Raw genomic sequence first — 24,834 nt, forward strand, 5'->3', positions numbered from 1 at the left:
ACGCCGTGTCCTGCACGCCCGGCACACATGGCACGGGAGGGAAGCCCTTCGCGGAACAGTGGTGGTACGTGTGCCGGCAGGCAAGCCAAAAGCATCGGGGGCAATCATGCCAGACTACTATGTGAACAGGCCGTCTCCCGGACCGAGACCCATCTGGGTGGAACGTTATCCCCCAGGCGCGCCTGCGGAGGTCGACGTCCATCGCTCTGCTTCGCTTGCCGACATGCTCGTGGGGATGAATACCCTGTTCAGGCTATTGCTCGACGCACCGGGTTTTGCGGAAGCCTGCCGGGCAAACGCCCGCAACCTCAAGGTGGCAGTTGCCGGCGGAAGACGCAATGAATGACAGGCGCGATCCTACTATCCCTTGTGCCCCCCAACCGGGGCTTGCCGATGCGCAACGCCTGCTTGGCATCGTACGCGCGCTGGCGGCTGAGCTGCGGCCCGGTGCGCAGGACGTCAGCACGTTGGGGATAGATCATTCGCTCGAGCGCGATTTCGGCCTGGACAGCTTGGCGCGGGCGGAGCTGCTGACACGTATCGAGCACGAATATGGCAGCAGGATCAATGAAGAAGCACTCATGGCCGCCGATACACCTCGTGACCTGCTCAGTCTCGCAGCGCATGGGGCAGCAGCGGCCATTCCCGCCACGATGCCCGCGGTTCCCGTGGTGCAAGGTGCGGCCAGGACGGCAGCAGCCAACCGGCCGCCAGGCAGTGCCGCCACGCTAATGGATCTGATTGACTGGCATGCGGCGTCGCATGGCGATGAGCTATACGCCACCCTCCAGGGGAGCGGCGACATTAGCTATGGGTCAATGCGGGCGGGCGCGCTTGCCGTAGCCACTGGCCTGGCGCGGCAGGGCCTGGCTGCAGGTGACCGGGTGGCCCTTATGCTGCCGACCGGACGCGACTTCTTCGACGTATTCTTCGGCGCGCTTTATGCGGGTTGCATCCCCGTCCCGCTTTATCCGCCCGCGCGCCTTTCCCAGATCGAGGACCACATGCGGCGCAGCGCCGGGATCCTTGCCAATGCCGAGGCTGCCATCCTCGTGACTGCGCCACCGGCCAAGCCCCTGCTACGCCTGCTGCGCCCACAGTGCGCGGCGCTGCGCCAGATCCTGGCGCCTGCCGATCTCAGCGCCGCTGGTGACGCACCGAGCGACGCATGGCGCCGGCAAGCGGATGACATTGCCTTTCTGCAATACACTTCCGGCAGCACGGGCAACCCAAAAGGGGTCGTGCTGACGCATGCCAATCTACTGGCCAACTTGCGGGCGATGGAGCGTGCCGCGCATGTTACTGCGGCCGATGTCTTTGTGTCGTGGCTGCCGCTGTACCACGACATGGGCCTGATCGGCGCCTGCATGGGGAGCCTGCAGGTCGGATTCCGCCTGGTGCTGCTGTCGCCCACTGATTTCCTGACGCGCCCTGCCTCTTGGCTGTGGGCCATTCACCAGCATCGCGGCTCGTTGTCCGCGGCGCCGAACTTCGCCTACGAGCTCTGCGCGAGCAAGATTGATGAAAAGGATCTTGCCGGCCTGGACCTAAGTTCGTGGCGCCTGGCATACAACGGTGCTGAGCCGGTCAGCTCCGAAACCATTGACAGCTTTACCGCACGCTTTGCCAGGTATGGCTTCGATCGCGCCGCCATGACCCCTGTATACGGCCTCGCCGAGTGCTCGGTCGGACTCGCGTTCCCGCCGGCAGGACGTGGGCCGTGCGTCGACCAGGTCGATCGGGAGACGCTCGCGCGCCAGGGTATCGCCCGTGCGCCGGACCGGTCGGAGCGCAAGGCGCTCAGGCTGGTCTCCAGCGGCCTGCCGTTGCCGGGACATCAGATCCGCATCGCCGATCTAGCCGGCCACGAGTTGCCCGAACGCTCCCTGGGGCATGTCCAGTTCCAGGGCCCGTCCGCGACCACGGGCTACTTCCGCAACCCCGACGCCACGGCGGGCCTGTTCGATGGCCCATGGCTGAAGACCGGCGACATGGGCTATATCGCAGCCGGCGAGCTTTATCTGGCAGGGCGCCTCAAGGACATCATCATTCGCGCCGGCCAGCACCTGTTTCCGCAGGAACTCGAGGAGGCGATCAGCCGGGTAAGCGGTGTGCGCAAGGGCGGTGTCGCGGTCTTCCCCGCCACCGATGCGCGCTCCGGTACCGAGCGCCTGGTCGTTCTGGCCGAGACCCTTGAAGAGAACGACGATGCCCGCAGCCAGATACGCACGGAAATCAGCCATCTGGCGGTCGATTTGATGGGCATGCCTGTCGACGAAGTGCTGCTGGCGCCGCCGCGCACGGTACTGAAGACGTCCAGCGGAAAGCTGCGCCGTGCCGCCTGCCGCGAGTTGTATGAACGGGGCGAGATCCATGGCACGCCGCGCGCGCCCTGGCGTCAATTGCTACGGATTGCCATCTCCGGCGCAAGCATCCAGTTCGCGCGCTTCCTGCATCAAGCTTCAGCGTGGCTCTGGGCTGCCTGGGTATGGACGGTTTGCGTTTTGTTTGCCCTGCCGGCTTGTCTGATGGTGGTGCTTTTGCCGGGGCGCCCACTGCGTCGGCGGAGCGCGCGAGCCAGCGCCCGGCTGGGCCTCGCGCTGACGGGGTTGTCTCCGAAGATCGAAGGCCTACCCGAGCTCGGCCGGTCGGCACCGGTCGTCATCGTGGCCAACCACGCCAGCTACACCGATGTGATTTTGCTCACGGCAGTGCTGCCTCCCCACTTCACCTTTGTGGCGAAGCAGGAGTTGCAGCGGAGCCAGCCGCTGGCGCTGCTGCTGGGCAGGCTTGGCTGCGCCTTCGTTGAGCGCTTCGACCCCGCACGTGGGGTCGAAGATACCAGTGCGCTGGAGAAGCGAATCATCGGGGGCGAATCCCTCGTCTTCTTTCCGGAGGGCACGTTCCGGCGAGAGCCCGGACTGATGCCTTTTAGACTGGGGGCGTTCCGGTGCGCCGCCCGCGCGCGGGCACCGGTTATTCCCATCGCCCTGCTCGGCACTCGCTCATTGCTGCGGGACGGGCGCTGGTGGCCGAGTCGTGCATCGTTGGCGTTCATTGCGAGTGAAGCGGTCTTCGCATCAGGCGATGACTGGCAAGCAGTATTGCGGCTGCGCGACGTGGCTCGCGACAAGATCCGCGCGAGGCTTCAGGAGCCAGACGCGGCAGCTTGATCCGCCATCTTGGGCGACTACCGCGCCCGCTTGAGTTGCTGGCCATCTTCGTGGCGGGCGTCGTGTAAGCAGATGACCATCGGCCCCCGGTACGGCGGAATCCTTGGGCGCTGAGTACCGGGAAGCGTTGCCTGCCCGACACAAGTGACGCGCTCGGCTTTCCGGATCGCGCGGTCGGGTTGGGGAGGCAATGCATGGCTCTTTGATGCAGAGCAAATCGAAACCGCCATCGCTTGCCAAAGTAGAAAGCACCCGGCGTGCACCGCGCCGTCATTCCAGGAGATCATGATGAGCAACCTAAGACGCTATGACCCCTTCTCGATCGAACCGCTTGGCGATGTGCTGCAGAGCATGTTGCGCAACTGGCGAATTGCGCCGGACACATCCTTGCCCTTCAAGGTCGACGTCGCCGAGTCCGACGCCAGCTACACCATCGCCGCTGATCTGCCGGGGGTGAAGAAGGAAGACATCAACGTCACCGTAGACCGCGGCACTGTGATGATCTCGGCCAAGCTCGAGAGGGCGTCTGAAGAACGGGAAGGTGACCGCGTGATCCGGCAGGAGCGCTACAGCGGATCCATGCAACGCGCCTTCACGCTGGGCGGCAACATCGATTCTGACAAGATCGACGCCAGCTTCCAGAACGGTGTGCTTCGGCTTGTACTTCCAAAGAAGGACGCTTCACCGCAACAGCGCGTCACCATCCGCTGAAGCCGGCGTGGCAACGAGATTGTGATGCGAGTTCAGGATATCTGTCCGACGAAGGCCGTGCGCATTACCATGTCCAACGCAGCGCTGCTACCGGTACGGGTGCGGACCGGTGCCGCACCGACGTCGCCGAAGGGATGACGGGTGGGCTCGTGGCGATCTGCCATTGCCGACGGATCCAGCGCTCCGGCGTGCCGACTCCGTTCCACGCACACTTCGATGGCCGCCCCAATCAATCTGTGGCAGTACTATTGTAACGGCGCCATATCTCATCAAGGTGCAAGAAATGAAATCGGATTACCAGGTTCAGAAGGACGTCAAGGAGGAACTCGACTGGGATCCCGCAATTGACGCGGCGTCCATCGGCGTTGAGGTCCATGATGGGATCGTCACGCTAAATGGACACCTGTCCAGTTTCGCGGAGAAGCTTGCAGCCGAGCGGGCTACGGAACGCGTCTCGGGCGTGCGCGGCGTCGTCGTCAAGCTTGACGTGAGTCCGCCCAGCGCTTTCCCCGACGAAGCCATTGCCCACGCGGCACGCGACGCATTGGAGTGGCACGTCCACGTGCCGTCGGACGCTATCAAGGTGCGCGTGGAGCGCGGCTGGGTCACGCTGTCCGGGAACGTCAACTGGGGCTACCAGAAGAATTTGGCTGAACGCACAGTGGGCCAGCTCCGTGGGGTGGTCGGGATCATCAACAACATCCGGATGAACGAAAGGACTGCGCCGCCAGATGTCGAGAATCGCATCGAGGAGGCACTACGCCGCCATGCCCTTCGCGAGGCACACCATATCAGCGTCAAGGTCAAAGACGGCACTGCCACGTTGACCGGCCGCGTGGATTCGCTGGCGGAGCGTCGCGCTGCCGTCGGAGCCGCGTGGTCTGCGCCGGGCATCTCGGCGGTGATCGATCAGCTGGAAGCCAGGCCGTGACGCCTGAATGGCGATCAAGTACGGAGGGCAATCACCGGGCACCCGGATAGCCACGCGGCCTAGTATGCAGCTGAAGCGGCGGTTAGACGTGTGGCCGGGCTGAGTTCGGCATCGCCGTTCATTAGAACGGCAAGGGACACGGACTGGGAAGACGACTGGTCGAGAAGATGAGGGCGCGCCCGCGTTCTTGCTTAGGGTTGCGTCATCGCAATCGGCGTGCACGGCCGTCAGCGTACGCTGGTAGCAGGCAAGCTGCTCGCCCCGTGCGAGCGACAGACGGCGGCGGCATGGCGGCGTCCCATACCGACGTGCTGAGCGCGAGATATAGCCGGGCTCAAGCTAACGTCCGACCATCGAAGTTGCTGCGGGCGCGGCGCAAGCCGATCGAATAGGGCTTCGGGGTCAAGAATCCGGTCCGTCAACGGCCTCTGCTGATCGCATCGAGGAGTTGGCGGCCTTTCCCAGTCACGCGGATCTGCCTGCGCTCTGGTGTCGCAGCTTCAAGACGAACCAGCTGGCGCTCGACAAGGGTACCAATGTCGGCGGGGTCCAGCTCACGGTTTCCTTCCGCGTCACCGAGAACAATCAGGGCTGCTATCTCGTGCGGGCTCAGCATCTCTGTCTCCGGCAGTGTTTGACGGGTCATGCCTGGTACGCCGCAGCAGCCTCGCCTAGCCGCCGGGCCGGTCGCCGGCACGTGTCTGACACTATAGAAGTCGAGGTCCCATGGGAGTCACCAGATTCCGGTGTGTTTGCGCTCGATCAAATTGAATTGCCGCATTGAGCAGCACCTGCCTGGCTCGAATCACAGTCGCTTAAGCGGCCTAACTGTGAAGGCAAAATGGGTCCAGCTCATGGCAGGGTTGTTGCGGCGCCAGGTAAGCGCGAGACGGTAGCCGATTCTCGCGGGTCCTGGCGCCGGCCTGAGAACTCGGTTTAAACGTGGCTTACACCAGCACCTCTTCCGCAGGCACATACGCACAGCCGTGCGCACGCGCGACTGCCGCATAGGTGACGTTGCCGCGACAGACATTCAAGCCGGCGCGCAGGCAAGGATCTTCTCCGAGCGCGCGCGACCAGCCCTTGTCGGCAATCGACATTGCATAGCCGATGGTGGCATTGTTCAAGGCAAAGGTGGACGTCCTGGCAACGGCCGCCGGCATGTTGGTCACGCAATAGTGCAGCACATCATCGACGACATAGATTGGTGCCGTATGGCTGGTGGGTCGGGATGTCTCAAAGCAACCCCCTTGATCGATCGCCACGTCCACCACCACCGAATTGCCCTTCATGCGGGCAACCATAGCGCGCGTCACTAGCTTGGGTGCTTCGGAGCCGGGCACCAAGACCGCACCAATGACCGCATCAGCCGTGAGGAGCGCGCGCTCGATGGAGTCCGCGCTGGAAAAGAGCGTGACAAGTCGATTGCCGTAGACAAGCCCCAGATGCCGCAGGCGATCGATGTTCCGGTCCAGTACTGTGACACGCGCGCCCATGCCCACGGCAATATGAATCGCATTGGTGCCCACCACGCCAGCGCCAATCACCACCACATGGGCCGGTGCAACCCCCGGCACGCCGCCTAGTAGCAGGCCCATGCCACCCTGCGGCTTCTCGAGATAGGCGGCAGCCACCTGCACGGACATGCGGCCGGCCACCTCGCTCATGGGCGCCAGCAAGGGAAGGCTGCCGTCCGGCGCCGCCACGGTCTCGTACGCAATGCAGATGGCGCCGGAGTTCAGCAAGTCCATGGTCTGCTCGCGATCCGCCGCCAGATGCAAGTACGCATACAGGATCTGCCCGGGCCTAAGCAGCGCCCGCTCGCCCGGTTGCGGCTCCTTCACTTTCACGATCATCTCCGCCGAGCCGTATACCTCCGCTGCATCTCCGGCCAGCTTGGCACCGGCCAGCACGTAGGAATGATCGGTAAGGCCGATTGCGGTGCCGGCGCCGGCCTGCACTACCACCTTGTGACCGCGGCTGACCAGTTCGCGTACGCTGGCCGGGGTGAGACCGACCCGGTACTCCTGATCCTTGATTTCCTTTGGTACGCCGATTCGCATAGCACTGGCTCACACTGGTGGCAATTACGGTTCCGCATAAGGTGCTTGAACCCGTCCACGGCGACCGTGGTTCTCGCCATTTCAAAAACACGCACGAGCACCTACATGCGCATGGCCGATGTGGTTCCCTTCGCGTTCAATAGCGCAAAATGCTTGCTGATATGTGAACGGCCGTTTCTCTACAAGGAGCAGGCTCATTCAAATGCCTTCCTTTCATAGGGAATCTTCACTTCCAGACAAAAGCCCTCTCCGGGCGCACTATCGACGGAGACTGTGCCGCCGAGTAAGCGTGCACGCTCCCGGATACCGAGCAGTCCGAGAGATTTCCGGGGCTCATCGTTGGCCGGCTTTTTGTCCCAACCAATACCATTGTCTTGCACCTGCAACTCCAATTGCCCTTGAGCACGCGTAACGTGAATATGCACGGCCGTCGCGTTGGCATGCCGGACGACATTGCTCAACGCCTCCTGGGCGATACGGAACATTGCAATTGCCACTTGCTCGGACACGTCGGCATCCGCGCCGTCGACAGTCACGGATAGCCCATAGCGTTTGGCGCAGTCATTGGCAAGCCACTCAATAGCCGGCAGCATCCCCAGCTCATCAAGCAAAGCGGGCCGCAGGTCGCTTGCTATTCGCCGCACCGAGGCCACGGTTTCGTCGATGACGACGTTCATGGCCGCAACCTCCTCCAGCAGGCATTCAATACTCCTTCCCTCTTTCAGGTCGGCGCCAAGCATGGCGAGATCCATTTTCATGGCACTCAGGCGCTGACCAAGATCGTCGTGTAATTCGCGTGCGATCCGACGCTTTTCCTCCTCGCGAGTGACGAGGATACTATCCGACAGGTGTTGCAATTCCTCGCGCGAATGCCGCATTGCCTCCTCGGCTCGTACGCGTTCGGTGATATCGCGCAGCATCACTGTGTACAGCTTGGTACCTCGATCGGCAACCTGTGAGATTGATGCTTCTATGGGAAACTCGCTGCCGTCACGCCGTAAGGCGTATAGCGCACGCTGGCGTCCCATTTCGCGGTCCGAAACACCGGTAACACCGAAGCGGCGAACATGCTCTTCGTGAGCGGGCCTGAAGCGTTCTGGAATAAAGTCGGCCAACGAACGACCGATCGCCTGGCCGGCAGGCCATGCAAACAGTTTCTCTGCCATGGGATTGAACTGGATGACCCTCTGGTCGCTATCGACGCTAATGATCGCTTCCATGGACGACCGAATGATGCCCGCCAAGCGCGCTTCGCTTTCCTTCACGCGTTGCAAATTCGTGTGAAGCGCCTCGTCGGCACGCGCACGTTCGGTAATGTCTCGCAGCATGACGGTGAACAGCCTGGTCCCGCCCTCAACCGTCTGCGAAATGGACGCCTCGATCGGGAACTCGCTGCCATCCCGGCGCAAAGCAAAGAGCGCGCGTTGACGCCCCATTTGCCGCTCCGACACTCCCGTGATACCAAATCGGCGCACATGCTCTTCATGAGCAGCCCGAAAGCGCTCGGGGATGAAGTCCCCAAGCGGCCGGCCGATAGCCAGTTCGGCTGGCCACGCGAACAGGGTTTCCGCCATGGGGTTGAAGAGCACCACGCGCTGTTCGCTGTCCACGGTGATAATCGCCTCCACGGATGAACGGATGATCGCCGACAAGCGTGCTTCATTTTCCACCACGTTGCGGCTTTCCCCACCCGACAGATAGCGGGATCGCCGCCGGTGAATCAGGAACAGGCCAACGGCAAATCCGATTCCGGCGCCCAGCGATGCGAACAGCGCAGACGAGACCTCCCAATACTGCTGGACTCTGGCTTGTAGCAGATACGACAGCACCGCAAATAGCACGACTGTGCCACTGCCGATCGCGATGTCGATAGCATTAGGAGGCAATCCTTTTAGCGACAGAGGCTTGCCCTCGGGGGCGAAAGGGCTAGTCATGCGGGGCAGAATCCGATCGATACGGTGCCTTTTAGGGCTATTCTGCACACCAATATAGCTTGCCTATTACCAATCGCAACCACAGAATGTGTCCTGCGCGACATATTTCTTGGCGGCGGTTGTTAGCAAGGAACGTCTAAGCCTGGAAATGTTGTTGGTATAGGCGATGAACATCTGGCTGCCGGCAAAGCCCGGTTCCTGTGCTGACCAACGTTGCTGATGCCGCCGCCAATCCATAATGGAAAGCCTCGGAGACTGAAGTGTTACGGTTGAGGGCCCAAACCATTGCCCCGACGAAACTGTCCCCTGCCCCGATCGCGCTGCTTACAAGCGCAGGAAGCGCTTGTGCACGTAACGTAACATCCCGAGTGACCAACAGCGCGCCGAGCGGGCCGAGAGTGAGAACAACCATTTCGGCCTGGCCGCGCTCGACAATCCCGCAGGCGGCATCGTGCCATTCGCATTCGTGCAGCAACGGCAAGCCGGTCAATTCCCTGAGTTCCGCCAGGCTCGGTTTCACGAGAGTGACGCCCTCCTCCAGTACGGAAACGAGTGCGGGCCCAGAGGTATCGACGATGATCCGAATGCCGCGCGCGCGAGCTTCGCGTGCGAGTATCGCGTAGAAGTCCGCAGGAACGCCGGAAGGCAGGCTGCCGCTCATGACGAGGTAACGCGGCGGCGTCGGAAGGGCCTGGATGTACGCGATGCATCTCTCCCATTCGTTCTTTGCAACAAATGGTCCTGGCAAAATGAAGCGGAACTGGCGACCGGTCGAGGACTCGCTGACGGAGAAGTTTTCGCGAGTATCACCGGCAATCCCGAGGCAGACCGCTGGCACGTGCTCAGCCTCCAGCAACTGCTGCAACAACTGGCCGGTAGCTCCCCCGGCAAGAAACACCGCAAGGCAGTCTCCGCCAAGACGGTGGATTACCCGGGCAACATTGATGCCTCCGCCACCAGGATCTCTTCTCGCGTCACTACACCTTAGCTTGCAGGTGTCGTTCATGCGGTCGACAGCAGTCGCGACATCCACCGCCGGATTTGGTGAAATCGTCAAGATGTCAGTCATTGGCTATAGCAAGCTGGTTCATGGTGCCCCCGCGCAACGTCGTAAAGCGTTTTGCAAGCGCCGTTTCTAACGAGCGTCCCGAGCGACCACACGCTGCCCTTCCGCTAGGTCGTTGGACGGATACCGAATCAGTGGAAGCTCATTGGGAAGACTGCGCTGTCCGGCTGCGTGTCGGCAAAGACGAGCGCCACGTCGTCGTGCTGGACTCTCCCGAACTGCAATGCGAGTATCTCGCCCACCCCGTCCAAACCGAACCTGCCAACGATCATGAGGCCCACGGCCAGAGCAATCCCAGTCATGGAGAGCAGGGCACGTCTCGACGCCTCACCTGGTAGCGCCCGGATCTGGTCGGCGACCAGCAGTGGCGCCCGCTTGACGCTCGCGAACACATCGGCAAACCGGTGTGCGGTGTAGTAGCGTTCCTGCGCCCGCATCAGCGAATGCCAGGCGCCCTGCATGCCAATCAATACAGCAACGCCGCAGCTCACCACCAGCGCGGTGGCAGCCATGAGTTGCGCTCTTTAAGCGAAACAGCAGTCTGCGACCTTTCGTGCCAGATCGGTCAGCAGCCGCGCACATGCCGGCGTCCATGTTGCCTATGCTGGGCGGGCTTCAGGCTTGACCAGTACCACAGGGCATGGCGTGTGTGCGATGACGCGGCTCGCAACCGAGCCCACGATCGCATCAAGGAATGCGCCGCGCCCGTGCGCCCCCATGACGATGGCCAAGGCATTGATAGACCTCGCGTACGCGACAATACGCTCGGGAGCAAAGCCAACCAGGCCCTGCCATACCGTCGGCACGCCCGCATTTTGCAGGATGTCGATCACGGATTTCATAACGCGCGCGCTTTCCTCGGTATGCCAGGCCTCAAGGTCGCCCTTGCCAATGTAGGACTTTACCTCAGCGGAAACGTCTGGCATACAGTGCACCACGTGCACGTGGAGGTCTTCCCTGAATAGTCTCCCCTTCGCGAGCCATTCCGCAGCGGCATCACTGTAGACTGAGCCGTCTGTTGCAAGGACAACATTTGCCATTTCACCCTCCGCTTCAGCATGGGCATGTCGAGCTTTGTCCAGCTCCGGTTGCCCTGAGTCGATTTCGATAACCGCCGCCTATGCATTGCCGACTGCACTCCTTCTTAACGTATATCCGCAGGAGGACTGGTACTTGACATACATCAACAGCGGCGCACCGACCGGACGGCACCAATCCACACACTAGATTCCGCGTCGGTTGGCACCTCCCAGGAGATGACCGACCGGGCGCATAATGATCACTCTCCGCCGCTCGCCATTGCTGCGCCATGATTGGCGACCCAGAGGGATGGGTCATCAGGCGAATGGCAACGCCACAAGCCCGCAGCAGGCGCTCGGGCGCTCCACCAGGGCCCTCAATGCCGTATGCGTACTGGATATCGCGACATTGACCTCGGTCTGCTGCCAGTCGCAGTTGGCACACTGAGTGGCGGCATGCTGCTGCTCGCCTTGGGCCATGATGGCGCCGCGGGCATGTCCTGGGCAGTGGGCGCATTGGCCACCACGGCAGCCTTGCTGGTTGCCATGGTGCGATCACTGCGGCGCAAGCAAGCTGGTGTCGATATCCTCGCGCTTCTGGCGATCGGGCTGGCGCTTACGCTTGGCGAGTTTCTCGCCGCCGCCGTGCTCGCCTTGATGATTGAAAGCGGCAAGGCACTGGAGGCTTATGCGCAGGCGCGTTCCCAGCGTGAGATGAGCGCTCTGCTCAGTCGTGCCCCGCAGTTTGCCAACCGGTTCGAGGATGGTGAATGGCGTACCGTCTCGCTGGAGGCCGTCCGACCGGGCGATCGCCTCCTGGTCCGACAGGGAGAATTGGTGCCGGTCGATGGCGCGCTGGTGGGACAGGCGCTGCTGGACGAATCTGCACTGACCGGAGAATCGCTGCCGGTAAGACGTGAACCTGGTGAGACCGCGCGCAGCAGTGTGCTGAATGCCGGCGCTCCATTTGAGATGGTGGCGGCCACGACCGCATCGGACAGCACCTTCGCCGGCATTGCCAGGCTGGTGCAAACCGCCCGCGCTGAACGCCCGCCCGCGGCTCGGCTGGCTGACCGTTACGCTCTGTGGTTCGTGCCAGTCACCCTGCTGGTTGCCGGGATCGCCTGGTACGCCAGCGGAGATCTCCGCCGGGCGCTGGCAGTGCTGGTGGTCGCTACACCGTGTCCGCTGATATTGGCGGTGCCAGTGGCAATTGTTGCCGGCATGTCGCGTTGTGCCCGGCACGGCGTGCTGGTAAAGGGTGGTGGTGCGCTGGAGCGACTGGCACAGGCCAGCATGCTGTTCTTCGACAAGACTGGGACGCTTACGCGGGGCAAGACGCGGCTGGCTGGCGTCGATTGCGCACCCGGCTGGGTGGCAGCGGACTTGCTGCGCCTTGCCGGCTCGCTGGCGCAGGCTTCCGGCCATGCCGCCGCGGAAGCGATTGCGACTGCGGCACGCGATCGGGGACTGCCTCTGGATCTGCCGTCGGAGGTGACTGAGACCGCCGGTGCTGGCGTTTCGGGGCGCGTCGGCCGGCATGCCGTTGCAGTAGGCGTGCCTGCATTCGCCGGCGGATCAGAAAGCTGGCCGCCTTGGTGCAAGGCCGCGCTGCAGCGCGCGGCCTATGAAGGCGCATCAGTCTCGCTCGCGACGGTCGACGGCGTACTGGTCGGAGCACTGCAGTTCGAAGACCAGATACGGATGGAGACACCCCGCGCGCTGCGCTTGCTGCGCAAGGCCGGCATTCGCCGCCTGGCCATGCTGACGGGAGACAGGCGCGACGTCGCGGAGACGGTTGGCGCGATTCTCGGTGTCACGGAAGTCCATGCAGGCGTCAGCCCCGCCGAGAAACTGGCGAAGATCGAAGCGGCGCGCCATGATGGCATCGTCGTGATGGTGGGAGACGGCGTCAATGATGCGCCGGCGCTGGCGGCAGCGGATGTCGGCGTCGCCATGGGGGCGCGGGGCACTGCGGCGTCTTCGGAAGCCGCGGACGTCGTACTGCTCGTCGACCGCCTGGACCGGCTGGCAGATGCGATACGCATTGCCCGGCACTCGCGCACACTTGCCGCTCAAAGCGCCTTGGCCGGCATGGCCCTGTCTTTTGTCGCGATGGCGGCGGCTGCGCTCGGCTATCTTCCGCCGCTGGCGGGCGCAGTGTTGCAGGAGATCATCGATGTGTTGGTCATCGCCAACGCGCTGCGAGCGCTCCGCGCCGGCGAGCCGGTAGAGCAACAAGGGTTGCCCGCTGCCAAGGCCGCAAGCCTGGACCGAGAGCATATGGCGCTCGGTCCTCTGATGGAGGATATTCGCGGACTTGCGGACAGGTTGCCCCATCTGCCCGGACCGTCGGCCGCCACCGAATTGCGCCGTCTGTGCACTGCCCTCTGCACGACGCTCCTGCCCCACGAACAGCGCGATGACGCCGAACTTTACCCGCAACTGGCGAGACTCATAGGAGGGGATGACCCTCTGGCAGCGATGAGCGGCATGCATCGCGAACTCTTCCGACTGATTCATGTCCTCCAACGGATGGCGGACGATCTGCCGCCGGAGGGACCTGACGACAGCCGGACCAGGGAGTGCCAGCGGTTGCTCTACGGGCTCGAGGCGGTATTGCGTCTGCACTGCGCGCAGGAAGACGAACTGTTCCACACACTACGCGAAGATGCGCGCGGATGACGTGGGTGTGTTCCCCGGGGGCGACTGGCCATCGTTGCGCCGTGCACAAGCTCAAAGGACCGCCGCAGCTGCGTGGTTTCCGTTTGCCAAGCGGCAGAACAGCCAGTTTTCTGCCGGCGTGTCTGCTGGCAAGCGAAACGTTAGATCGAGCGGCTGTCCGTCCACCACGATATCCGTCAGCTGAAGCCAATCTTGATAGCCGATGGCAAGCCGATAATCTCCCGCTGGAAGCTGCAGATAGAACATCGGTCCCGCTTCCGTAACATGCAATGCCGAACCTCCGCTCCTGCCCACCAGAAAGACGGCAGTACCGTGTAGCGGCTCGCCGCGCGCGGCGTCCACAATGGTCAGCCGTACATTGAACCGGTCGGCAATGGCCAGCATGGCCTTCACATCGGCCTCGTCGTTCCCCCCGGACGCGTATACGACCTCGTGCCGCGCCATCGTGGGCATGCCGGCGTTCCATCGATTATCATAGAAAGCACACCCCGTGAGCGCTGCGGCCAACAGAGAAATTGTCACGACGCGCAGCTTGCCAGCGCCATTTATCATTACCGCCACCCATTCAGCCATCGCACCATTGCGCAGATTGCCGCCTTGTGGGAGCAAGCTACCGCAAGTCAGGCCCCTCTGCCTCTGGCACCAGTAGCACCGGACGAAGTGTAGTATGCGCCGGTACATTGGCTACTCGAGTTCTGTTCTGTCATACAGATCAAGGTAGTGGCCAGACTGGTAATGGCGTTGATCCGCATCAACCTGCCAGAGGGATTCAAAAGTCGTCCCAGCAGTACGAGGCCCAGTAACTGCGACACTGTGCCCGAATTGATGTAGCGCAACCCCGGCCCGGCCGCAACATCTAGATTGATCCATAGAGGCGTCGGGCACTGGGCACTGCCCCCTACATCGGAATGAATGTGAGCCATCCATGGAAGAACTGAAACCCTATGCGAGTCTTTCGCTGCTGCCACGGCGGGCGCCATGGCGCAAATATTTACCTCGATTGTGCTTCAGCGGCGCTAGCCGCCGTATTGCGTGGCTGGCTTAACCGGCGCCAATTGGCAGAGCATATGTCGCGAACGAAGACGAGGAACCGATTCTGTCCCAGACGATCGGCCGTCCGGCCTCCCATGCCAGTGCAGTCGCGTGAGCACGGCGTTCCCACATCAAATCAAGGGCATCCGAAATCAAGGAGACTCTGCCATGATCAAACACCTCGGCAGCGCGGAGCAGATCCGCGATGAAATTTCACGACGCGTGCAGGAAAACACTGACCTTGGTGAGGCTTTCCGCGATTGCAGCATCCCGTTGCCACGGCATGTCGACGCGGCGACCAATGGTGGCTGTAACTGGATCATCGATGCCTTTCCCGCAGTGCCGGCGAGTTGCCTTACGACTGTGAAAGCGGTGACAGCTGAAATGATGCGCGAGTACGACTTACGTTAGAAGCCCTTGCCCGCTTAACCGAACGACGTCGGCAAAGACAGGCCTGTTCATGGCACTTTGGCTTCCGGTTCTCCTGCCTCTTCGCGTTGCCGCTCATGGTGGCGCGGGAGGCTTCGCTTTGCGAACGGGTATGCCTGATGCGCTTTGCCGCCCTGACATCCTCGTCCGCCGAAAAAAGAAGCATAGGAGCTAAGTATGATCGACGAAACGAGCGAACTCGGACCTCTGGATCCCGGGCGCGTCAACATGATGGATCCGCTTGAAGTGCAATACTGGTGCCGCGAACTGCGTTGCAGTGAGCGGCAGTTGGAGGAAGCCGTTAGGGCCGCGGGAGACCATATCGCAGCGGTGAGGGAAACACTGGAGGCCGGTCACGGAAGAATCCAAGGCGGCCGCGCCTGATCTTGATAGCGCATTCAGGAACCGCGACGCCGCTCGCGGCACGCTCGGACGCTCGTTGCGTGCGTGAAGCTGGGACCATCCAGGATTGGCGAAGCGTAGCCCATCGCGGCAAGACGATCCAGATTAATACATCGCCGCTCGCACACGAATGCAGGCATCGAAGAAGTCCGAGGCACTGAAGCCGGCCGCTACGGCACGTGCTCGCCAGGCAGTGTACGTACGGCCTTGCACTTCGATATACCGCGAGCGAAGAAGCGGGTCGAAAGGAAACATGCCGTCGGCCGCCGGAAATAGCGGACGGCGGCACAGGAAATCACTCCAGAACGCTTGAGACATCGTGCGTAACGAGACTGCCGCTTTCGCCGTCGATTGCGACAGGCTTTCCGTAGCGTTCGCTTCTTCTATAGGCATGTTGTCAATGCGACATTAGAACCGGCACTGTCATCGACTGAAGCAGCGTTCTGGTGACGCCGCCCAGCGCCAGTTCACGGACCCGGCTATGGCCGTACGCGCCCATGACAATTAGGTCGGCATTCCGGTCGGCGGCGTGCGAAAGCAGTCGTTGCCCGATGTCATTCCCATCCTCGTCCGGATAGCTGCGCAGTTGCGCGTTCACGCCATGACGGGCCAGCCACTCCACCGCATACTGCGGCGGTGACAGCCACGGTCCCTTTAGCGCGCTCGACGGCGTCCATGACACCACGTCGACGGTTTCGGCACGCTTGAGAAGTGGCAACGCGTCGTGGAGAGCGCGGGCGGCCTCTCGGCTGCCGTTCCACGCCACCAGAATAGTCTTGCCGGTGCTGGAGAACCACCCGGCGTAAGGTACGACCAGAACCGGGCGCCCGCATTCCAGGACGATGGATTCGACAAAGGCTGGTTCGGCGTACGCTTCTTCGTCGCTCGGGTCATGCTGTCCGAGGATAACGAGGTCGGCCAGATGCGCCTCTGCCTGGACGGTCGCCGCCGTGGCCCAGTCGGGTGCGAGCCATTGCGTTGTGATGACCGCCTCGTCGGTGGCATCCATTAGAGCATGACGTGCCCTTTCGCCTACCTGGTGCTGCCATTCATTGTACGAAGCGAGATAGCGGTCGCCATCGACGAGATAGCGAACGGAGGTGGGATCAGGCTTGCCAACCGCGAGCAAGCCCACCAGCCTCGACTGGAACTGCACTGCCAGTTGCGTAGCAAGGTGCAGACGCTGATACACGCGTTGGCTGGCGTCCAGGTGAACCAGGATCGTAGCGTAGTCCATAATTGTCTCCATCTGACAAGGCCGTGACAGAAGGCGCCAGACGCCGCTCGCAATCAGCGGAGGGCAACCAGCACGCTGGCGTCTTGCTCCGATCCCACGATTATGATTGTCTCCTAAGGGTCTACAGGACCCAGCCCCTGCTGGCGTCCGCTTCTCCTGGAGGATCCATGTGACTGAAACAAGGCGATCGTACAAAGGATTTCACATTGTTCTATGCGTGCCAGACCGCATCGAACCTGGCAAGCCTTGCGGTCGCGTGGATCTCACCGCGCCCGACGGTGGTCTCGGCATTCGTTTCACGCCAGACTGGCCCAGCCCACCCGCCAGCCCGCAACAGGCCCGGGAATGGCTCTTTGCCTATGCGGCCGGCATCGTAGACTGCGAGCTCGCCGGCGGCTTTGGCATCGACCTGCACCATGACTAGGGTGGTGCCGTGGCAGAAAAGCTCGCGTGCCGGTGCGGGACGGCTTGGCGCAGGCGCCGCTGCGCGCGGTTTCGGTGGCCGCCAAAGATCCGGTATCGACGTACAGGCCGCGCAAAACGCAACCAGCGCGGTGGCTGCAAGGATGCACCGTCCAAGGCGGAAGGCCGTACAAGGGCTTGAAATGCGCAATGTCATGGCAACGCCTTGATCAGACCGCAAAGCGGAAATGACCGCTGTGCAGCACGATATGCTTTGCCCCAGTCATCTCGAACAGAGCCCCAGCCACCCGTTCTATGTCTTGGCGGTTGCGGAGGAATGCTGGTACCAGGTCTTCGCTGCGGTACGACCGCGCGCCAAAATGGTCTTCAAGCGCCTCCGCGGTAATCTCATAGGTTGCCGGTACTCCGTCTACCTTCACGGGACACTGCAAGCTGGGCCCGCTCGGGCAATATTCCGGCACATCGCCGGTGAAGTCGATCGTATGCATGGCTGAGTCGGGTAAATCCCCTCCGAGATTGCAGTCAGGCTAGGCGTCTTGGGCACGGATAAGCAGGACAGGCGCGAGTGCCTCGGCGACGACCCCGCGCGCAACGCTGCCCATGACCAGGCGGCGCACGCCCCGGCGACCATGTGTGCCCATGACGATCAGGTCTGCGCCCCAGCTGTTGGCTTCGGTGGCGATTGTGACGGCAATATCGCCTTGAAGCATCGGCTTGCCGAGCAGCCGGGTGGCATGGCGGATGTGGCCCGCCGCCAGCCGGCTGCGCGCAGCGGCAAGTACGCTTTCGCCCGCGGTCGTGAGATCCTCCACCAGTCTCACCGGATCCAGGCCCGTCACATCCATGAACGGACTGCGGTCGTCGACGACGTAGACGACTTCTACTTCGGCGTCGGCGGCGCGGGCAATGACCATGGCCTGCTCCAGCGCCAGCTCCGACGCTGGGCCTCCATCCATGGCGACAAGGATGCGGTGATACATGGCGGCGACTCCGGGAGTTTCAGGCATTGGCCCTCGTGTCCAGCCGGGGGTTGACTTCAGCGTAGGACAGCCCACACTCTCGCAATTGATGCACATCAAGGCCCCTGCTGCGTGTTCTCTGCCAATGAGCACGTCCTTTCGGTTGACCGCGCCAGGGCCTGGTGCTGCTTGAGCGCGACGTGCTCAGTGGCGCGGCTGCGGCCGAGATCGATGCCTTCGCGCAGGCATTGGCCACAGCCGACGCCGTGTCTCCCCACGCTTTGGAACGTCCCATTTGGCTGTCTCCGAACCAGGCTTGACGCCGCAGCTACTTGGCTGCGCAGACTGCACGGGACGGTCTGCGTCAGGCGCGTGACGGCGGGCCTGCGCTGTGAGTGCGACGGTTATTTGCGCAGGGATAATTCTCTTCAACGACACAGACAAACCTGGCTGGAGCAGAGTAGCCAGTCCTCTTCCAGCGTATTCACCTGGAAGCGGAACGTCATGTCCTGCGATTGGTCCGCCACGACGATGTCGCGCACCTGGTCGCGGCCTTGGTACCCCACCGTGAGCCGGTACGCGCCTTGTTTGAGGCGCATGTATAACAGCGGACCACCGGCGACAACGCGCAGCACCGGCTTGCCCTCGGCGCTGGCCACGACCACGGTAGCCCCGCTTAGCGGCTTGGCGCTCGCCGCATCGATCATGCTAAGGCGGACATTGAAGCGGGCGGCAACATCCCTCATGGCCTGCCTGCCGGCTTCGTCGCCCCTGGCGCAAGCGTAGGGGATACCCCGCTGCTCCATGATCTGCACGCGGTCTTCCGCTAGTTCCGTCGGCATCGCGCAACCCGCTGCTATCAACGCAACCAACAGTGATGAAATCGCGATGCCCACACCTTTTGAAGTCTGCATTTGCCTGCCTCCCATTGGATTTCGATCGTCGCATGCCGGTCAGGACGGGTTCCGACGGTCGGGGTGCATCACTATTGGGCCGATCGCGCACCAGCAGCATCGGCCGAACCGTTCCCGCAATGACATGCTCTGATACGAACCCGAGCATGGCACCCAAGTTAGCGCTCGGCGGGCGAACCGAGTTGATGCCTGTCAACGAAGCCACGCGTCGGCGTCTAATCCGGCTCAGCAATAGTCTGATGCACATCAACTTCCTGTGGTCAGGCGTACCTAAGCTGACACCATCCGCGGAACCTATCTCTGAAGCCGCCGGATAACTCTGCCAGGAGAGATTCCCATGTACCAGACCATCCTCGTTGCGATTGATGGTAGCAACTGTGGCAACCGGGCCCTTGAAGAGGCGATCCGTCTCGCGTCGCTGTGCAAGGCCAGACTTGAAATCGTCCACGTCGTCGACAACGGCTATCTGATGTACGACGTTGGCTTCTCCACGATGGCCGATCTCCGCCCTGCCCTGGTCAATGCTGGAACTGCATTGCTCTCCGAGGCCGAGGCACGAGCCCGCGGCAACGGCCTCGTGTGCAGCACACACTTAGTCAACGACATCCTTGTTGCCGGCGACATCGCCTCTGCCATCCACGCCGAAGCGCAGCGCACCCATGCGGAATTAGTGGTGGTCGGCACCCATGGCCGGCGCGGTGTGCGCCGCCTTGTCATGGGCAGCGTAGCGGAGGGCCTGGTACGCGACGCAAAGGTGCCTGTGCTGCTGGTGCGGGCGCCTCAGGCGGATTAGCCTGCAGCGCGGTCCGCCGCGATTGCCTGGGCCGCGACGCACCAGGTCATCGATGTCCTCGAGTCCCTCGGGTCGGACCTCGCCGGGCTTACCGAGCCCGACGCCACTGCGTCCGGCCGGCCGAATGCGGCCCCAATCGTATTGCCGCTCCCACCGCTCCGCACTGGCTCGTCAGCCTGGTACGCCGGCTGCTGAGCCCAGTCAATGTCATGTTGATCCTGCTCGCTTTCCTGTCCTTGCTCTCGCAAACGCTGATTGTCCACATCATCCGTACGCGCCAGCTGCCTTTCATCAAGAGCCTCCCGAGCCAGACACTGCTGGTCACCACGATCGCCGTCTGCATTGTCGGCGCCTGGCTACCCTACTCGCCGTTGGCAACCGCCCTTGGCATGCAGCCACTTCCCTGGGCCTACCGGCCGCTGCTTGGCGTGATCCTGCTTGGTTATGCCGCCGCAGCGTTCGCCGCGCGGCACCTGCTGGCAAGATGGATCCCTGTTGACTAAGCGTTGGCGGCGAAGCTACTCGATGAGAAACGGCACGTGCGCCAGCGCATAGCTGAAAGCGTAGTCTAGTTCTCCCAACGCCTGAGCATGCAGCGTGCAGAGCGGCGCGCCGGCGTCTACTGCTTCGCCGACCCGGACATGCAGTTCCAGGCCGGCTACCTGACGACGTGGTGCGCCAGCAAGCTTGGCCACGCGTGATACATGCCGGTTGTCGATCGCCGTCACCACGCCACTACGGCTCGCGACCAGGTCGCGGCGGAATACTGCTTGCCCTGGCCGTCGAAGTCCGCCTTGCGCTTCACAAATTGCCTGGAAACGCCCCCACGCACTACCGTTCTCCAGCAAATGGCCTGCCCGTAGCAGGCCCTGCCCGGCCGGCACCCCACCACAAAACTCAAGGAGTTCGCCTGCCAGCAACAATGAGCGCTCGCGCAGCGCGGCGGGGGCCTCGGGCTGGCACTGCAGGACCGCCAGCACGTCGAGCGCCTCCAGGGCTGGCCCCACGCCGCGTCCAACGGGCTGCGACCCGTCGGTTGGCACGATCCTGAGGTTCAGTCCAAACGCCTCGGCGACCTTCGTCATGGCGGTGTGCAGGCGCGCTAGCTTGCCGTCCTCGCGGATCTTCGCGGTCTTTCCGACCGGCACATCGATCAGCACATGAGTCGACCCCGCTGCAACCTTCTTTGACAGGATCGAGGCGACCAGCTGCGCGTCGCTGTCAATGTCGAGCGCTCGCTCGACGCGAATCAACACGTCGTCTGCAGGACTGAGGCTGAGCGCCCCGCCCCAGACTATCGCCGCCCCGACCTGCTCGACCACGCGCCGCATTTCCGTCGCATCGAGGGTCACGCATGTGAGTGCCTCCATGACGTCGGCAGTGCCAGCTGGCGAGGTGATCGCTCGCGAAGACGTCTTCGGCATCAGCAAGCCCGCCGCCGCCGCGATGGCGACGACAATGGGCGTGGTGCGGTTTCCGGGCAGTCCGCCGACACAGTGCTTGTCCGCAACCACATCGCGGTCCCAGCGCAGCCGCTGTCCGAATTTCACCATGGCGCGCGTCAGGTCGACGGTCTCGCGCAAGGTCATCCGCTCGTTGGCGCATGCGGCGAGGAAAGCCGCGATATGCACATCGGCATACCTGCCGGCACTGATATCGTCGATGATGCCGTCAAGCTGCGCGCCATCCAGGTGCGAACCATAGATCTTCGCGCGCAGTGATCGCACTGACTCCAGAGCCGGCGCATGGGTGACACGGACGACATCGCCGGCGCGGGCCTTCAGTATCCGTGACGCGCTGAGCGACAGGCTTGCCTCGCCCGCGGCGAGCAATGGCGCACCCAACAGCGTCAGAGTAGCGATCAGCGCATTATCGCCGATCTGTACATGCACACGCGTCTGGGCAGAGAATCCCTCCGCCCTGCAGACCGCGCAATCCGGATGCATGTAGATGACATGTTCCTGCCAGGTATCGATGTCGAGGGGCCTGAACAGCAGTGTCCCGACCTCGCGCTGCGGGTCACCGCCCGCTGCATTAGCTTGCGGGACCGGCACAGCGGAGCGCGCAGCAGGCGCATTCATCTCACAGCTGGCTCGATGCTGAGGCTAGCGCGCGTCCAGCGCATCGAGGTTCAGCAGCTCGACGGACTTGCCGCGCACGGCTAAAAGGCCTTCCTGCTGGAACTTGGAAAGCGTCCGGCTGACCGTTTCAAGCGTAACCCCGAGGTAGCTGCCAATGTCCTCGCGGGTCATGCGCAGGACAAACGACGTCGCCGAATAGCCGCGCTCACGATGCCGGGCAGAAATGCTCAGCAAGAAGTTAGCAACGCGCTGCTCGGCGGACATGTTGCCCAACAGCATCATCTGGCTCGCTTCCCTGACAATTTCGGCACTAAGCATTCTGTGAAGCTGCCGCTGCAAAGGCTTGATCTCCCGGCAAAGGGCTTCAAGCAGGTGATAGGGGATTACACAGACCACGCTGTCCTCCAGGGCAATGGCATCGGAAGTGTGAGTCTCCTCGCAAATGCCATCCATGCCGATAGCGTCGCCGGCCATGTAAAAGCCTGAGATTTGTTCCTTGCCACGCTCCGGCGTCACCACGGTCTTGAAGGAGCCGGCCCGCACTGCGTACAGGCTGCGGAACGGATCGCCGGCGCGGAACAGCCTTTCGCCCTGCCGGATCGTACGCCAACCCTGCATCACACGGTCAAGCCGCTCTACGTCATCCGCTTCTAGGCTTGCGGCCATGCAGATATGCCGCATCATGCAGTTGGCGCAGCGCGCCCCGGCGTTTGTTGCGGCAGGCCGGGACGCCGCCACGGGCCGCGCCGGCTCGAACGAGGCAAACGTGTCGGCCGCATCGCTAGCCGGATCGGCCTTGCCAAGCATTTCATACATAGTTGTCTCCAGCCCGATGACCACCTTCGTCCCGACCCCTGCTCCCATATGGCGATGGCTGCGTCTGCGTGCGCTCCCCTCTTCTGACAGGAAGTATCGGCGGCCACCGTTTCCCCTCCTAGAAGGCTTCCCTGAGTTGCTTGTCAGAATTGGGGGCCATGCTGTCAGGCTTCCCTGACAGGAGCCTGACCGCATTTCCGGAGCTTTACAGGGCGAAGGCAATCGCGTTGGCATTTGCGCACGAGTACGGCGGCAAACCGGGTCCGACTTGATGCAAAACAAATCGAAGCGCCCCCCGCTTGCCAAAGTGAAAGCACCCGGCCCGCACCGCGGCCGCTTCTTCAGGAGACTACGATGAGCAACATCCGGCGCTATGACCCGTTCTCGATCGAACCGCTTGGCGACATGCTGCAAGGCGTGTTTCGCAACCTTCGGCTTGGCCCCGACTCGGAACTGCCCTTCAAGGTCGACGTAACTGAATCTGATGTGAGCTATGCCATCACCGCCGACTTGCCGGGGGTGAAGAAGGAAGATATCAGCGTCAGTGTGGATCGCGGCACGGTCATGATCACCGCCAAGCTGGAGAAGGCCTCCGAGGTCAAGGAAGGAGATCGGGTGATCCGGCAGGAGCGCTACAGCGGTTCCATGCAGCGAGCCTTCACACTGGACGGCAACATCGATACAGATAAGATCGATGCCAGCTTCCAGGACGGCGTGCTGCGTGTCGTGCTGCCCAAGAAGGACGCGTCGCCGCAGCAGCGCGTGACGATCCGCTGAACCGACGCGAAATCAGGAGAGAGCCATGCGGGTTCAGGATATTTGCTCGGCCAAGGCCGTTCACGTGCCACTGTCTTGCACGCTGCAGGAAGCTGCGGTGCAGATGCGGGACCGGCATGTGGGTGCGCTGATCGTCACGGAGAACTCCCCGTCCGGTACGCGAGCGATTGGCATGGTCACCGACCGGGACATGGTCATCGATGCAACGGCCAGTGGTGCGGATCCGTGCCGCACCGAGGTGATTGACGTGATGACACGCGGCCTGGTGGCCATCTCCCGGGAAGCCGCCGTTGCAGAGGCAATCGAGCTGATGCTGTCGCACGGCGTCAGGCGCCTGGCCGTGCTCGACGGCGAAGCAGTGAGCGGCGTGATCTCGCTCGATGATCTGCTCGGCGCGTTGGCCGCCGACTGGGGCATGATCGCTTCGCTCATTCGCAACGAGCAACAACGGGAATGTTCAGACAGCATCCAATCAGCGTTGCACGCCTAGTGCGGCATACACCATGACTTGACCAAAAGGCGCCGCTTGCGGCGCCCGTGTCTTGCGGACCATGATGAAAACGGACCATCAGATTCAGTCGCCAGCGGAGCGCCGCGCGGCTGACGGTGCGGTGTGGGCCGCCCCGGGATTTCGGCAGTGATTGACCACATCGAAACCAGGCCCTGACCGACCTCCAGGCGGCAGGCGCACGGCGAAAAACAAGGATGAAGCAATATGAAAGGCGATATCCAGCTCAAGGAGCAAGTCATGGAAGAGCTGTCCTGGGATCCGGCCGTAGAGGCCGCCGAGGTCGGCGTTCAGGTCAGCGACGGCGTGGTCACGCTGACCGGGCATCTCGGCAGCCATGCCGCCAAGTATGCCGCCGAGGAAGCCGTCAGGCGCGTCCGGGGCGTCAAGGGGATTGCCGTCGAGATCGATGTGCGCTTGCCCAACGAAGTCCGGCGCACCGACGCTGACATTGCCAGAGCCGCCAGCAACATCCTGGCCTGGACCTCGGTGCTGCCGGCGGATCGCATTAACGTGATGGTCGAGGACGGCTCTGTCATCTTGACCGGCACGGTTGACTGGCACTACCAGCGCCTGGCGGCAGAACGCGTGGTGGCCGGCCTCTATGGCGTGGTGGGTGTGACGAACGCTATCGTGGTCCAGCCGTCGATCTTGCCTCAGGACGTGAAGGACAGGATCGCGAGAGCCATTGAGCGCCAGGCGACGGATGACGCAACCCATGTCGCGGTCAGTGTCAAGGATGGCGTGGTGACGCTTAGCGGCAGCCTGCGAACCTGGGCGGAACGCGAGGCCGCGCTGGAGGCAGCGTGGGCTGCGCCAGGGGTCAGTGCAGTGCAGAACAACATCCGGGTCAATTTGTAAACGGCAAGGCGGCGATATGG

The 24,834-nt window shown here is 62.7% G+C and carries 27 protein-coding genes; 13 read left to right on the top strand and 14 right to left on the bottom strand.

Translation table 11 applies throughout. From position 1 onward, the window contains the following. Positions 1–157: 157 nt before the first annotated feature. The 4 genes from E1J61_RS03870 to E1J61_RS03885 all read left to right on the top strand — a co-directional run bounded on the left by E1J61_RS03870 (position 158) and on the right by E1J61_RS03885 (position 4,815). Positions 158–346 carry a hypothetical protein gene (locus E1J61_RS03870; RefSeq protein WP_133092808.1) on the top strand — a complete coding sequence of 63 codons (189 nt, stop codon included), beginning with the start codon at positions 158–160 and terminating at the stop codon, positions 344–346. Beyond that, positions 339–3,173: an AMP-binding protein gene (locus E1J61_RS03875; RefSeq protein WP_133092809.1), complete on the top strand. Its 2,835-nt coding sequence runs from the start codon at positions 339–341 to the stop codon at positions 3,171–3,173. Before E1J61_RS03870 ends, E1J61_RS03875 begins: the two co-directional genes overlap by 8 nt. Before the next feature lie 288 nt (positions 3,174–3,461). Further along, complete coding sequence (locus E1J61_RS03880) at positions 3,462–3,884, top strand: Hsp20/alpha crystallin family protein (RefSeq protein WP_133092993.1); 423 nt, start codon at positions 3,462–3,464, stop codon at positions 3,882–3,884. Positions 3,885–4,167: 283 nt separating this feature from the next. Then, complete coding sequence (locus E1J61_RS03885; RefSeq protein ID WP_133092810.1) at positions 4,168–4,815, top strand: BON domain-containing protein; 648 nt, start codon at positions 4,168–4,170, stop codon at positions 4,813–4,815. Positions 4,816–5,233: 418 nt separating this feature from the next. Here E1J61_RS03885 and E1J61_RS03890 read toward each other — a convergent pair whose 3' ends face one another. From E1J61_RS03890 to E1J61_RS03915, 6 genes are all read right to left on the bottom strand, one after another. Continuing rightward, complete coding sequence (locus E1J61_RS03890; RefSeq protein WP_243736762.1) at positions 5,234–5,461, bottom strand: hypothetical protein; 228 nt, start codon at positions 5,459–5,461, stop codon at positions 5,234–5,236. Between the two features lie 301 nt (positions 5,462–5,762). After that, a complete protein-coding gene (gene ald / locus E1J61_RS03895; protein WP_133092811.1) occupies positions 5,763–6,878 on the bottom strand; it encodes an alanine dehydrogenase in 1,116 nt (371 codons plus the stop codon). 194 nt (positions 6,879–7,072) lie between these two features. Beyond that, positions 7,073–8,812 carry a PAS domain-containing sensor histidine kinase gene (locus E1J61_RS03900; protein WP_133092812.1) on the bottom strand — a complete coding sequence of 580 codons (1,740 nt, stop codon included), beginning with the start codon at positions 8,810–8,812 and terminating at the stop codon, positions 7,073–7,075. 136 nt (positions 8,813–8,948) lie between these two features. After that, on the bottom strand, positions 8,949–9,881 hold the full coding sequence (locus E1J61_RS03905; protein WP_133092813.1) for a 1-phosphofructokinase family hexose kinase: 933 nt from the start codon (positions 9,879–9,881) through the stop codon (positions 8,949–8,951). A gap of 128 nt (positions 9,882–10,009) precedes the next feature. Then, positions 10,010–10,390 carry a hypothetical protein gene (locus E1J61_RS03910; RefSeq protein WP_133092814.1) on the bottom strand — a complete coding sequence of 127 codons (381 nt, stop codon included), beginning with the start codon at positions 10,388–10,390 and terminating at the stop codon, positions 10,010–10,012. A gap of 87 nt (positions 10,391–10,477) precedes the next feature. Then, positions 10,478–10,918, bottom strand: coding sequence for a universal stress protein (locus E1J61_RS03915; protein ID WP_133092815.1), 441 nt, complete (start codon positions 10,916–10,918; stop codon positions 10,478–10,480). A gap of 366 nt (positions 10,919–11,284) precedes the next feature. Here E1J61_RS03915 and E1J61_RS03920 point away from each other — a divergent pair, with 366 nt between their 5' ends. Continuing rightward, complete coding sequence (locus tag E1J61_RS03920; RefSeq protein WP_133092816.1) at positions 11,285–13,582, top strand: heavy metal translocating P-type ATPase; 2,298 nt, start codon at positions 11,285–11,287, stop codon at positions 13,580–13,582. A gap of 51 nt (positions 13,583–13,633) precedes the next feature. On the opposite strand, the gene E1J61_RS03925 is transcribed toward E1J61_RS03920, so the two are convergent. Next, positions 13,634–14,155: a carboxypeptidase-like regulatory domain-containing protein gene (locus tag E1J61_RS03925; protein WP_243736763.1), complete on the bottom strand. Its 522-nt coding sequence runs from the start codon at positions 14,153–14,155 to the stop codon at positions 13,634–13,636. A gap of 627 nt (positions 14,156–14,782) precedes the next feature. On the opposite strand from E1J61_RS03925, the gene E1J61_RS03935 reads away from it, so the two are divergent. Both E1J61_RS03935 and E1J61_RS03940 read left to right on the top strand, forming a co-directional pair. Then, the gene (locus E1J61_RS03935) at positions 14,783–15,025 is read left to right on the top strand and encodes a hypothetical protein (RefSeq protein ID WP_133092817.1); all 243 of its coding nucleotides are present in this window, start codon (positions 14,783–14,785) and stop codon (positions 15,023–15,025) included. A gap of 195 nt (positions 15,026–15,220) precedes the next feature. Then, the gene (locus tag E1J61_RS03940; protein ID WP_133092818.1) at positions 15,221–15,427 is read left to right on the top strand and encodes a DUF3606 domain-containing protein; all 207 of its coding nucleotides are present in this window, start codon (positions 15,221–15,223) and stop codon (positions 15,425–15,427) included. A 123-nt stretch (positions 15,428–15,550) separates the two neighbouring features. Here E1J61_RS03940 and E1J61_RS03945 read toward each other — a convergent pair whose 3' ends face one another. Together E1J61_RS03945 and E1J61_RS03950 are read right to left on the bottom strand one after the other, a co-directional pair. After that, positions 15,551–15,838: a hypothetical protein gene (locus tag E1J61_RS03945; RefSeq protein ID WP_133092819.1), complete on the bottom strand. Its 288-nt coding sequence runs from the start codon at positions 15,836–15,838 to the stop codon at positions 15,551–15,553. A gap of 4 nt (positions 15,839–15,842) precedes the next feature. Further along, positions 15,843–16,682, bottom strand: a complete 840-nt coding sequence (locus E1J61_RS03950; RefSeq protein WP_133092820.1) for a universal stress protein — start codon at positions 16,680–16,682, stop codon at positions 15,843–15,845. A 256-nt stretch (positions 16,683–16,938) separates the two neighbouring features. Between E1J61_RS03950 and E1J61_RS03955 the strand changes: the two genes are divergently transcribed. Next, complete coding sequence (locus tag E1J61_RS03955; protein ID WP_240746046.1) at positions 16,939–17,106, top strand: hypothetical protein; 168 nt, start codon at positions 16,939–16,941, stop codon at positions 17,104–17,106. Between the two features lie 208 nt (positions 17,107–17,314). Here the strand turns inward: E1J61_RS03955 and E1J61_RS03960 are convergent, their stop codons facing one another. From E1J61_RS03960 to E1J61_RS03970, 3 genes are all read right to left on the bottom strand, one after another. After that, positions 17,315–17,593, bottom strand: a complete 279-nt coding sequence (locus E1J61_RS03960; protein WP_133092822.1) for a DUF1488 domain-containing protein — start codon at positions 17,591–17,593, stop codon at positions 17,315–17,317. A 39-nt stretch (positions 17,594–17,632) separates the two neighbouring features. Next, on the bottom strand, positions 17,633–18,085 hold the full coding sequence (locus E1J61_RS03965; protein ID WP_133092823.1) for a universal stress protein: 453 nt from the start codon (positions 18,083–18,085) through the stop codon (positions 17,633–17,635). A gap of 407 nt (positions 18,086–18,492) precedes the next feature. Then, positions 18,493–18,978: a carboxypeptidase regulatory-like domain-containing protein gene (locus tag E1J61_RS03970; RefSeq protein WP_133092824.1), complete on the bottom strand. Its 486-nt coding sequence runs from the start codon at positions 18,976–18,978 to the stop codon at positions 18,493–18,495. A gap of 337 nt (positions 18,979–19,315) precedes the next feature. Here E1J61_RS03970 and E1J61_RS03975 point away from each other — a divergent pair, with 337 nt between their 5' ends. Both E1J61_RS03975 and E1J61_RS38775 read left to right on the top strand, forming a co-directional pair. Beyond that, a complete protein-coding gene (locus tag E1J61_RS03975; RefSeq protein WP_133092825.1) occupies positions 19,316–19,771 on the top strand; it encodes a universal stress protein in 456 nt (151 codons plus the stop codon). A 209-nt stretch (positions 19,772–19,980) separates the two neighbouring features. Next, on the top strand, positions 19,981–20,274 hold the full coding sequence (locus E1J61_RS38775) for a hypothetical protein (protein WP_165971403.1): 294 nt from the start codon (positions 19,981–19,983) through the stop codon (positions 20,272–20,274). 15 nt (positions 20,275–20,289) lie between these two features. Here E1J61_RS38775 and E1J61_RS03985 read toward each other — a convergent pair whose 3' ends face one another. Both E1J61_RS03985 and fnr read right to left on the bottom strand, forming a co-directional pair. Beyond that, on the bottom strand, positions 20,290–21,852 hold the full coding sequence (locus tag E1J61_RS03985; RefSeq protein ID WP_133092827.1) for a thymidine phosphorylase family protein: 1,563 nt from the start codon (positions 21,850–21,852) through the stop codon (positions 20,290–20,292). Between the two features lie 24 nt (positions 21,853–21,876). Continuing rightward, positions 21,877–22,668 carry a fumarate/nitrate reduction transcriptional regulator Fnr gene (gene fnr / locus E1J61_RS03990; RefSeq protein ID WP_133092828.1) on the bottom strand — a complete coding sequence of 264 codons (792 nt, stop codon included), beginning with the start codon at positions 22,666–22,668 and terminating at the stop codon, positions 21,877–21,879. Between the two features lie 354 nt (positions 22,669–23,022). Here fnr and E1J61_RS03995 point away from each other — a divergent pair, with 354 nt between their 5' ends. The 3 genes from E1J61_RS03995 (at position 23,023) to E1J61_RS04005 (ending at position 24,814) form a co-directional block, all read left to right on the top strand. Continuing rightward, positions 23,023–23,445 (top strand): Hsp20/alpha crystallin family protein, encoded by a 423-nt coding sequence (locus E1J61_RS03995; RefSeq protein WP_133092829.1) that lies wholly within the window; start codon positions 23,023–23,025, stop codon positions 23,443–23,445. A gap of 25 nt (positions 23,446–23,470) precedes the next feature. Beyond that, on the top strand, positions 23,471–23,935 hold the full coding sequence (locus E1J61_RS04000) for a cyclic nucleotide-binding/CBS domain-containing protein (RefSeq protein ID WP_133092830.1): 465 nt from the start codon (positions 23,471–23,473) through the stop codon (positions 23,933–23,935). Between the two features lie 225 nt (positions 23,936–24,160). Further along, positions 24,161–24,814 (top strand): BON domain-containing protein, encoded by a 654-nt coding sequence (locus E1J61_RS04005; RefSeq protein ID WP_133092831.1) that lies wholly within the window; start codon positions 24,161–24,163, stop codon positions 24,812–24,814. The last annotated feature ends 20 nt before the right edge of the window (positions 24,815–24,834 follow it).

Source organism: Cupriavidus sp. L7L, from assembly GCF_004353535.1.
GTDB lineage: Bacteria > Pseudomonadota > Gammaproteobacteria > Burkholderiales > Burkholderiaceae > Cupriavidus > Cupriavidus oxalaticus_A.

What these genes read in the sequence shown, in the direction of transcription:
- E1J61_RS03875 (WP_133092809.1), top strand. Translation starts at nt 339, where the DNA reads ATGAATGACAGGCGCGATCCTACTATCCCTTGTGCCCCCCAACCGGGG.
- E1J61_RS03880 (WP_133092993.1), top strand. Translation starts at nt 3,462, where the DNA reads ATGAGCAACCTAAGACGCTATGACCCCTTCTCGATCGAACCGCTTGGC.
- E1J61_RS03885 (WP_133092810.1), top strand. Translation starts at nt 4,168, where the DNA reads ATGAAATCGGATTACCAGGTTCAGAAGGACGTCAAGGAGGAACTCGAC.
- E1J61_RS03890 (WP_243736762.1), bottom strand. Translation starts at nt 5,461, where the DNA reads ATGACCCGTCAAACACTGCCGGAGACAGAGATGCTGAGCCCGCACGAG.
- ald (WP_133092811.1), bottom strand. Translation starts at nt 6,878, where the DNA reads ATGCGAATCGGCGTACCAAAGGAAATCAAGGATCAGGAGTACCGGGTC.
- E1J61_RS03900 (WP_133092812.1), bottom strand. Translation starts at nt 8,812, where the DNA reads ATGACTAGCCCTTTCGCCCCCGAGGGCAAGCCTCTGTCGCTAAAAGGA.
- E1J61_RS03905 (WP_133092813.1), bottom strand. Translation starts at nt 9,881, where the DNA reads ATGACTGACATCTTGACGATTTCACCAAATCCGGCGGTGGATGTCGCG.
- E1J61_RS03910 (WP_133092814.1), bottom strand. Translation starts at nt 10,390, where the DNA reads ATGGCTGCCACCGCGCTGGTGGTGAGCTGCGGCGTTGCTGTATTGATT.
- E1J61_RS03915 (WP_133092815.1), bottom strand. Translation starts at nt 10,918, where the DNA reads ATGGCAAATGTTGTCCTTGCAACAGACGGCTCAGTCTACAGTGATGCC.
- E1J61_RS03920 (WP_133092816.1), top strand. Translation starts at nt 11,285, where the DNA reads ATGCGTACTGGATATCGCGACATTGACCTCGGTCTGCTGCCAGTCGCA.
- E1J61_RS03925 (WP_243736763.1), bottom strand. Translation starts at nt 14,155, where the DNA reads ATGGCTGAATGGGTGGCGGTAATGATAAATGGCGCTGGCAAGCTGCGC.
- E1J61_RS03935 (WP_133092817.1), top strand. Translation starts at nt 14,783, where the DNA reads ATGATCAAACACCTCGGCAGCGCGGAGCAGATCCGCGATGAAATTTCA.
- E1J61_RS03940 (WP_133092818.1), top strand. Translation starts at nt 15,221, where the DNA reads ATGATCGACGAAACGAGCGAACTCGGACCTCTGGATCCCGGGCGCGTC.
- E1J61_RS03945 (WP_133092819.1), bottom strand. Translation starts at nt 15,838, where the DNA reads ATGCCTATAGAAGAAGCGAACGCTACGGAAAGCCTGTCGCAATCGACG.
- E1J61_RS03950 (WP_133092820.1), bottom strand. Translation starts at nt 16,682, where the DNA reads ATGGACTACGCTACGATCCTGGTTCACCTGGACGCCAGCCAACGCGTG.
- E1J61_RS03960 (WP_133092822.1), bottom strand. Translation starts at nt 17,593, where the DNA reads ATGCATACGATCGACTTCACCGGCGATGTGCCGGAATATTGCCCGAGC.
- E1J61_RS03965 (WP_133092823.1), bottom strand. Translation starts at nt 18,085, where the DNA reads ATGTATCACCGCATCCTTGTCGCCATGGATGGAGGCCCAGCGTCGGAG.
- E1J61_RS03970 (WP_133092824.1), bottom strand. Translation starts at nt 18,978, where the DNA reads ATGCAGACTTCAAAAGGTGTGGGCATCGCGATTTCATCACTGTTGGTT.
- E1J61_RS03975 (WP_133092825.1), top strand. Translation starts at nt 19,316, where the DNA reads ATGTACCAGACCATCCTCGTTGCGATTGATGGTAGCAACTGTGGCAAC.
- E1J61_RS38775 (WP_165971403.1), top strand. Translation starts at nt 19,981, where the DNA reads ATGTTGATCCTGCTCGCTTTCCTGTCCTTGCTCTCGCAAACGCTGATT.
- E1J61_RS03985 (WP_133092827.1), bottom strand. Translation starts at nt 21,852, where the DNA reads ATGAATGCGCCTGCTGCGCGCTCCGCTGTGCCGGTCCCGCAAGCTAAT.
- fnr (WP_133092828.1), bottom strand. Translation starts at nt 22,668, where the DNA reads ATGTATGAAATGCTTGGCAAGGCCGATCCGGCTAGCGATGCGGCCGAC.
- E1J61_RS03995 (WP_133092829.1), top strand. Translation starts at nt 23,023, where the DNA reads ATGAGCAACATCCGGCGCTATGACCCGTTCTCGATCGAACCGCTTGGC.
- E1J61_RS04000 (WP_133092830.1), top strand. Translation starts at nt 23,471, where the DNA reads ATGCGGGTTCAGGATATTTGCTCGGCCAAGGCCGTTCACGTGCCACTG.
- E1J61_RS04005 (WP_133092831.1), top strand. Translation starts at nt 24,161, where the DNA reads ATGAAAGGCGATATCCAGCTCAAGGAGCAAGTCATGGAAGAGCTGTCC.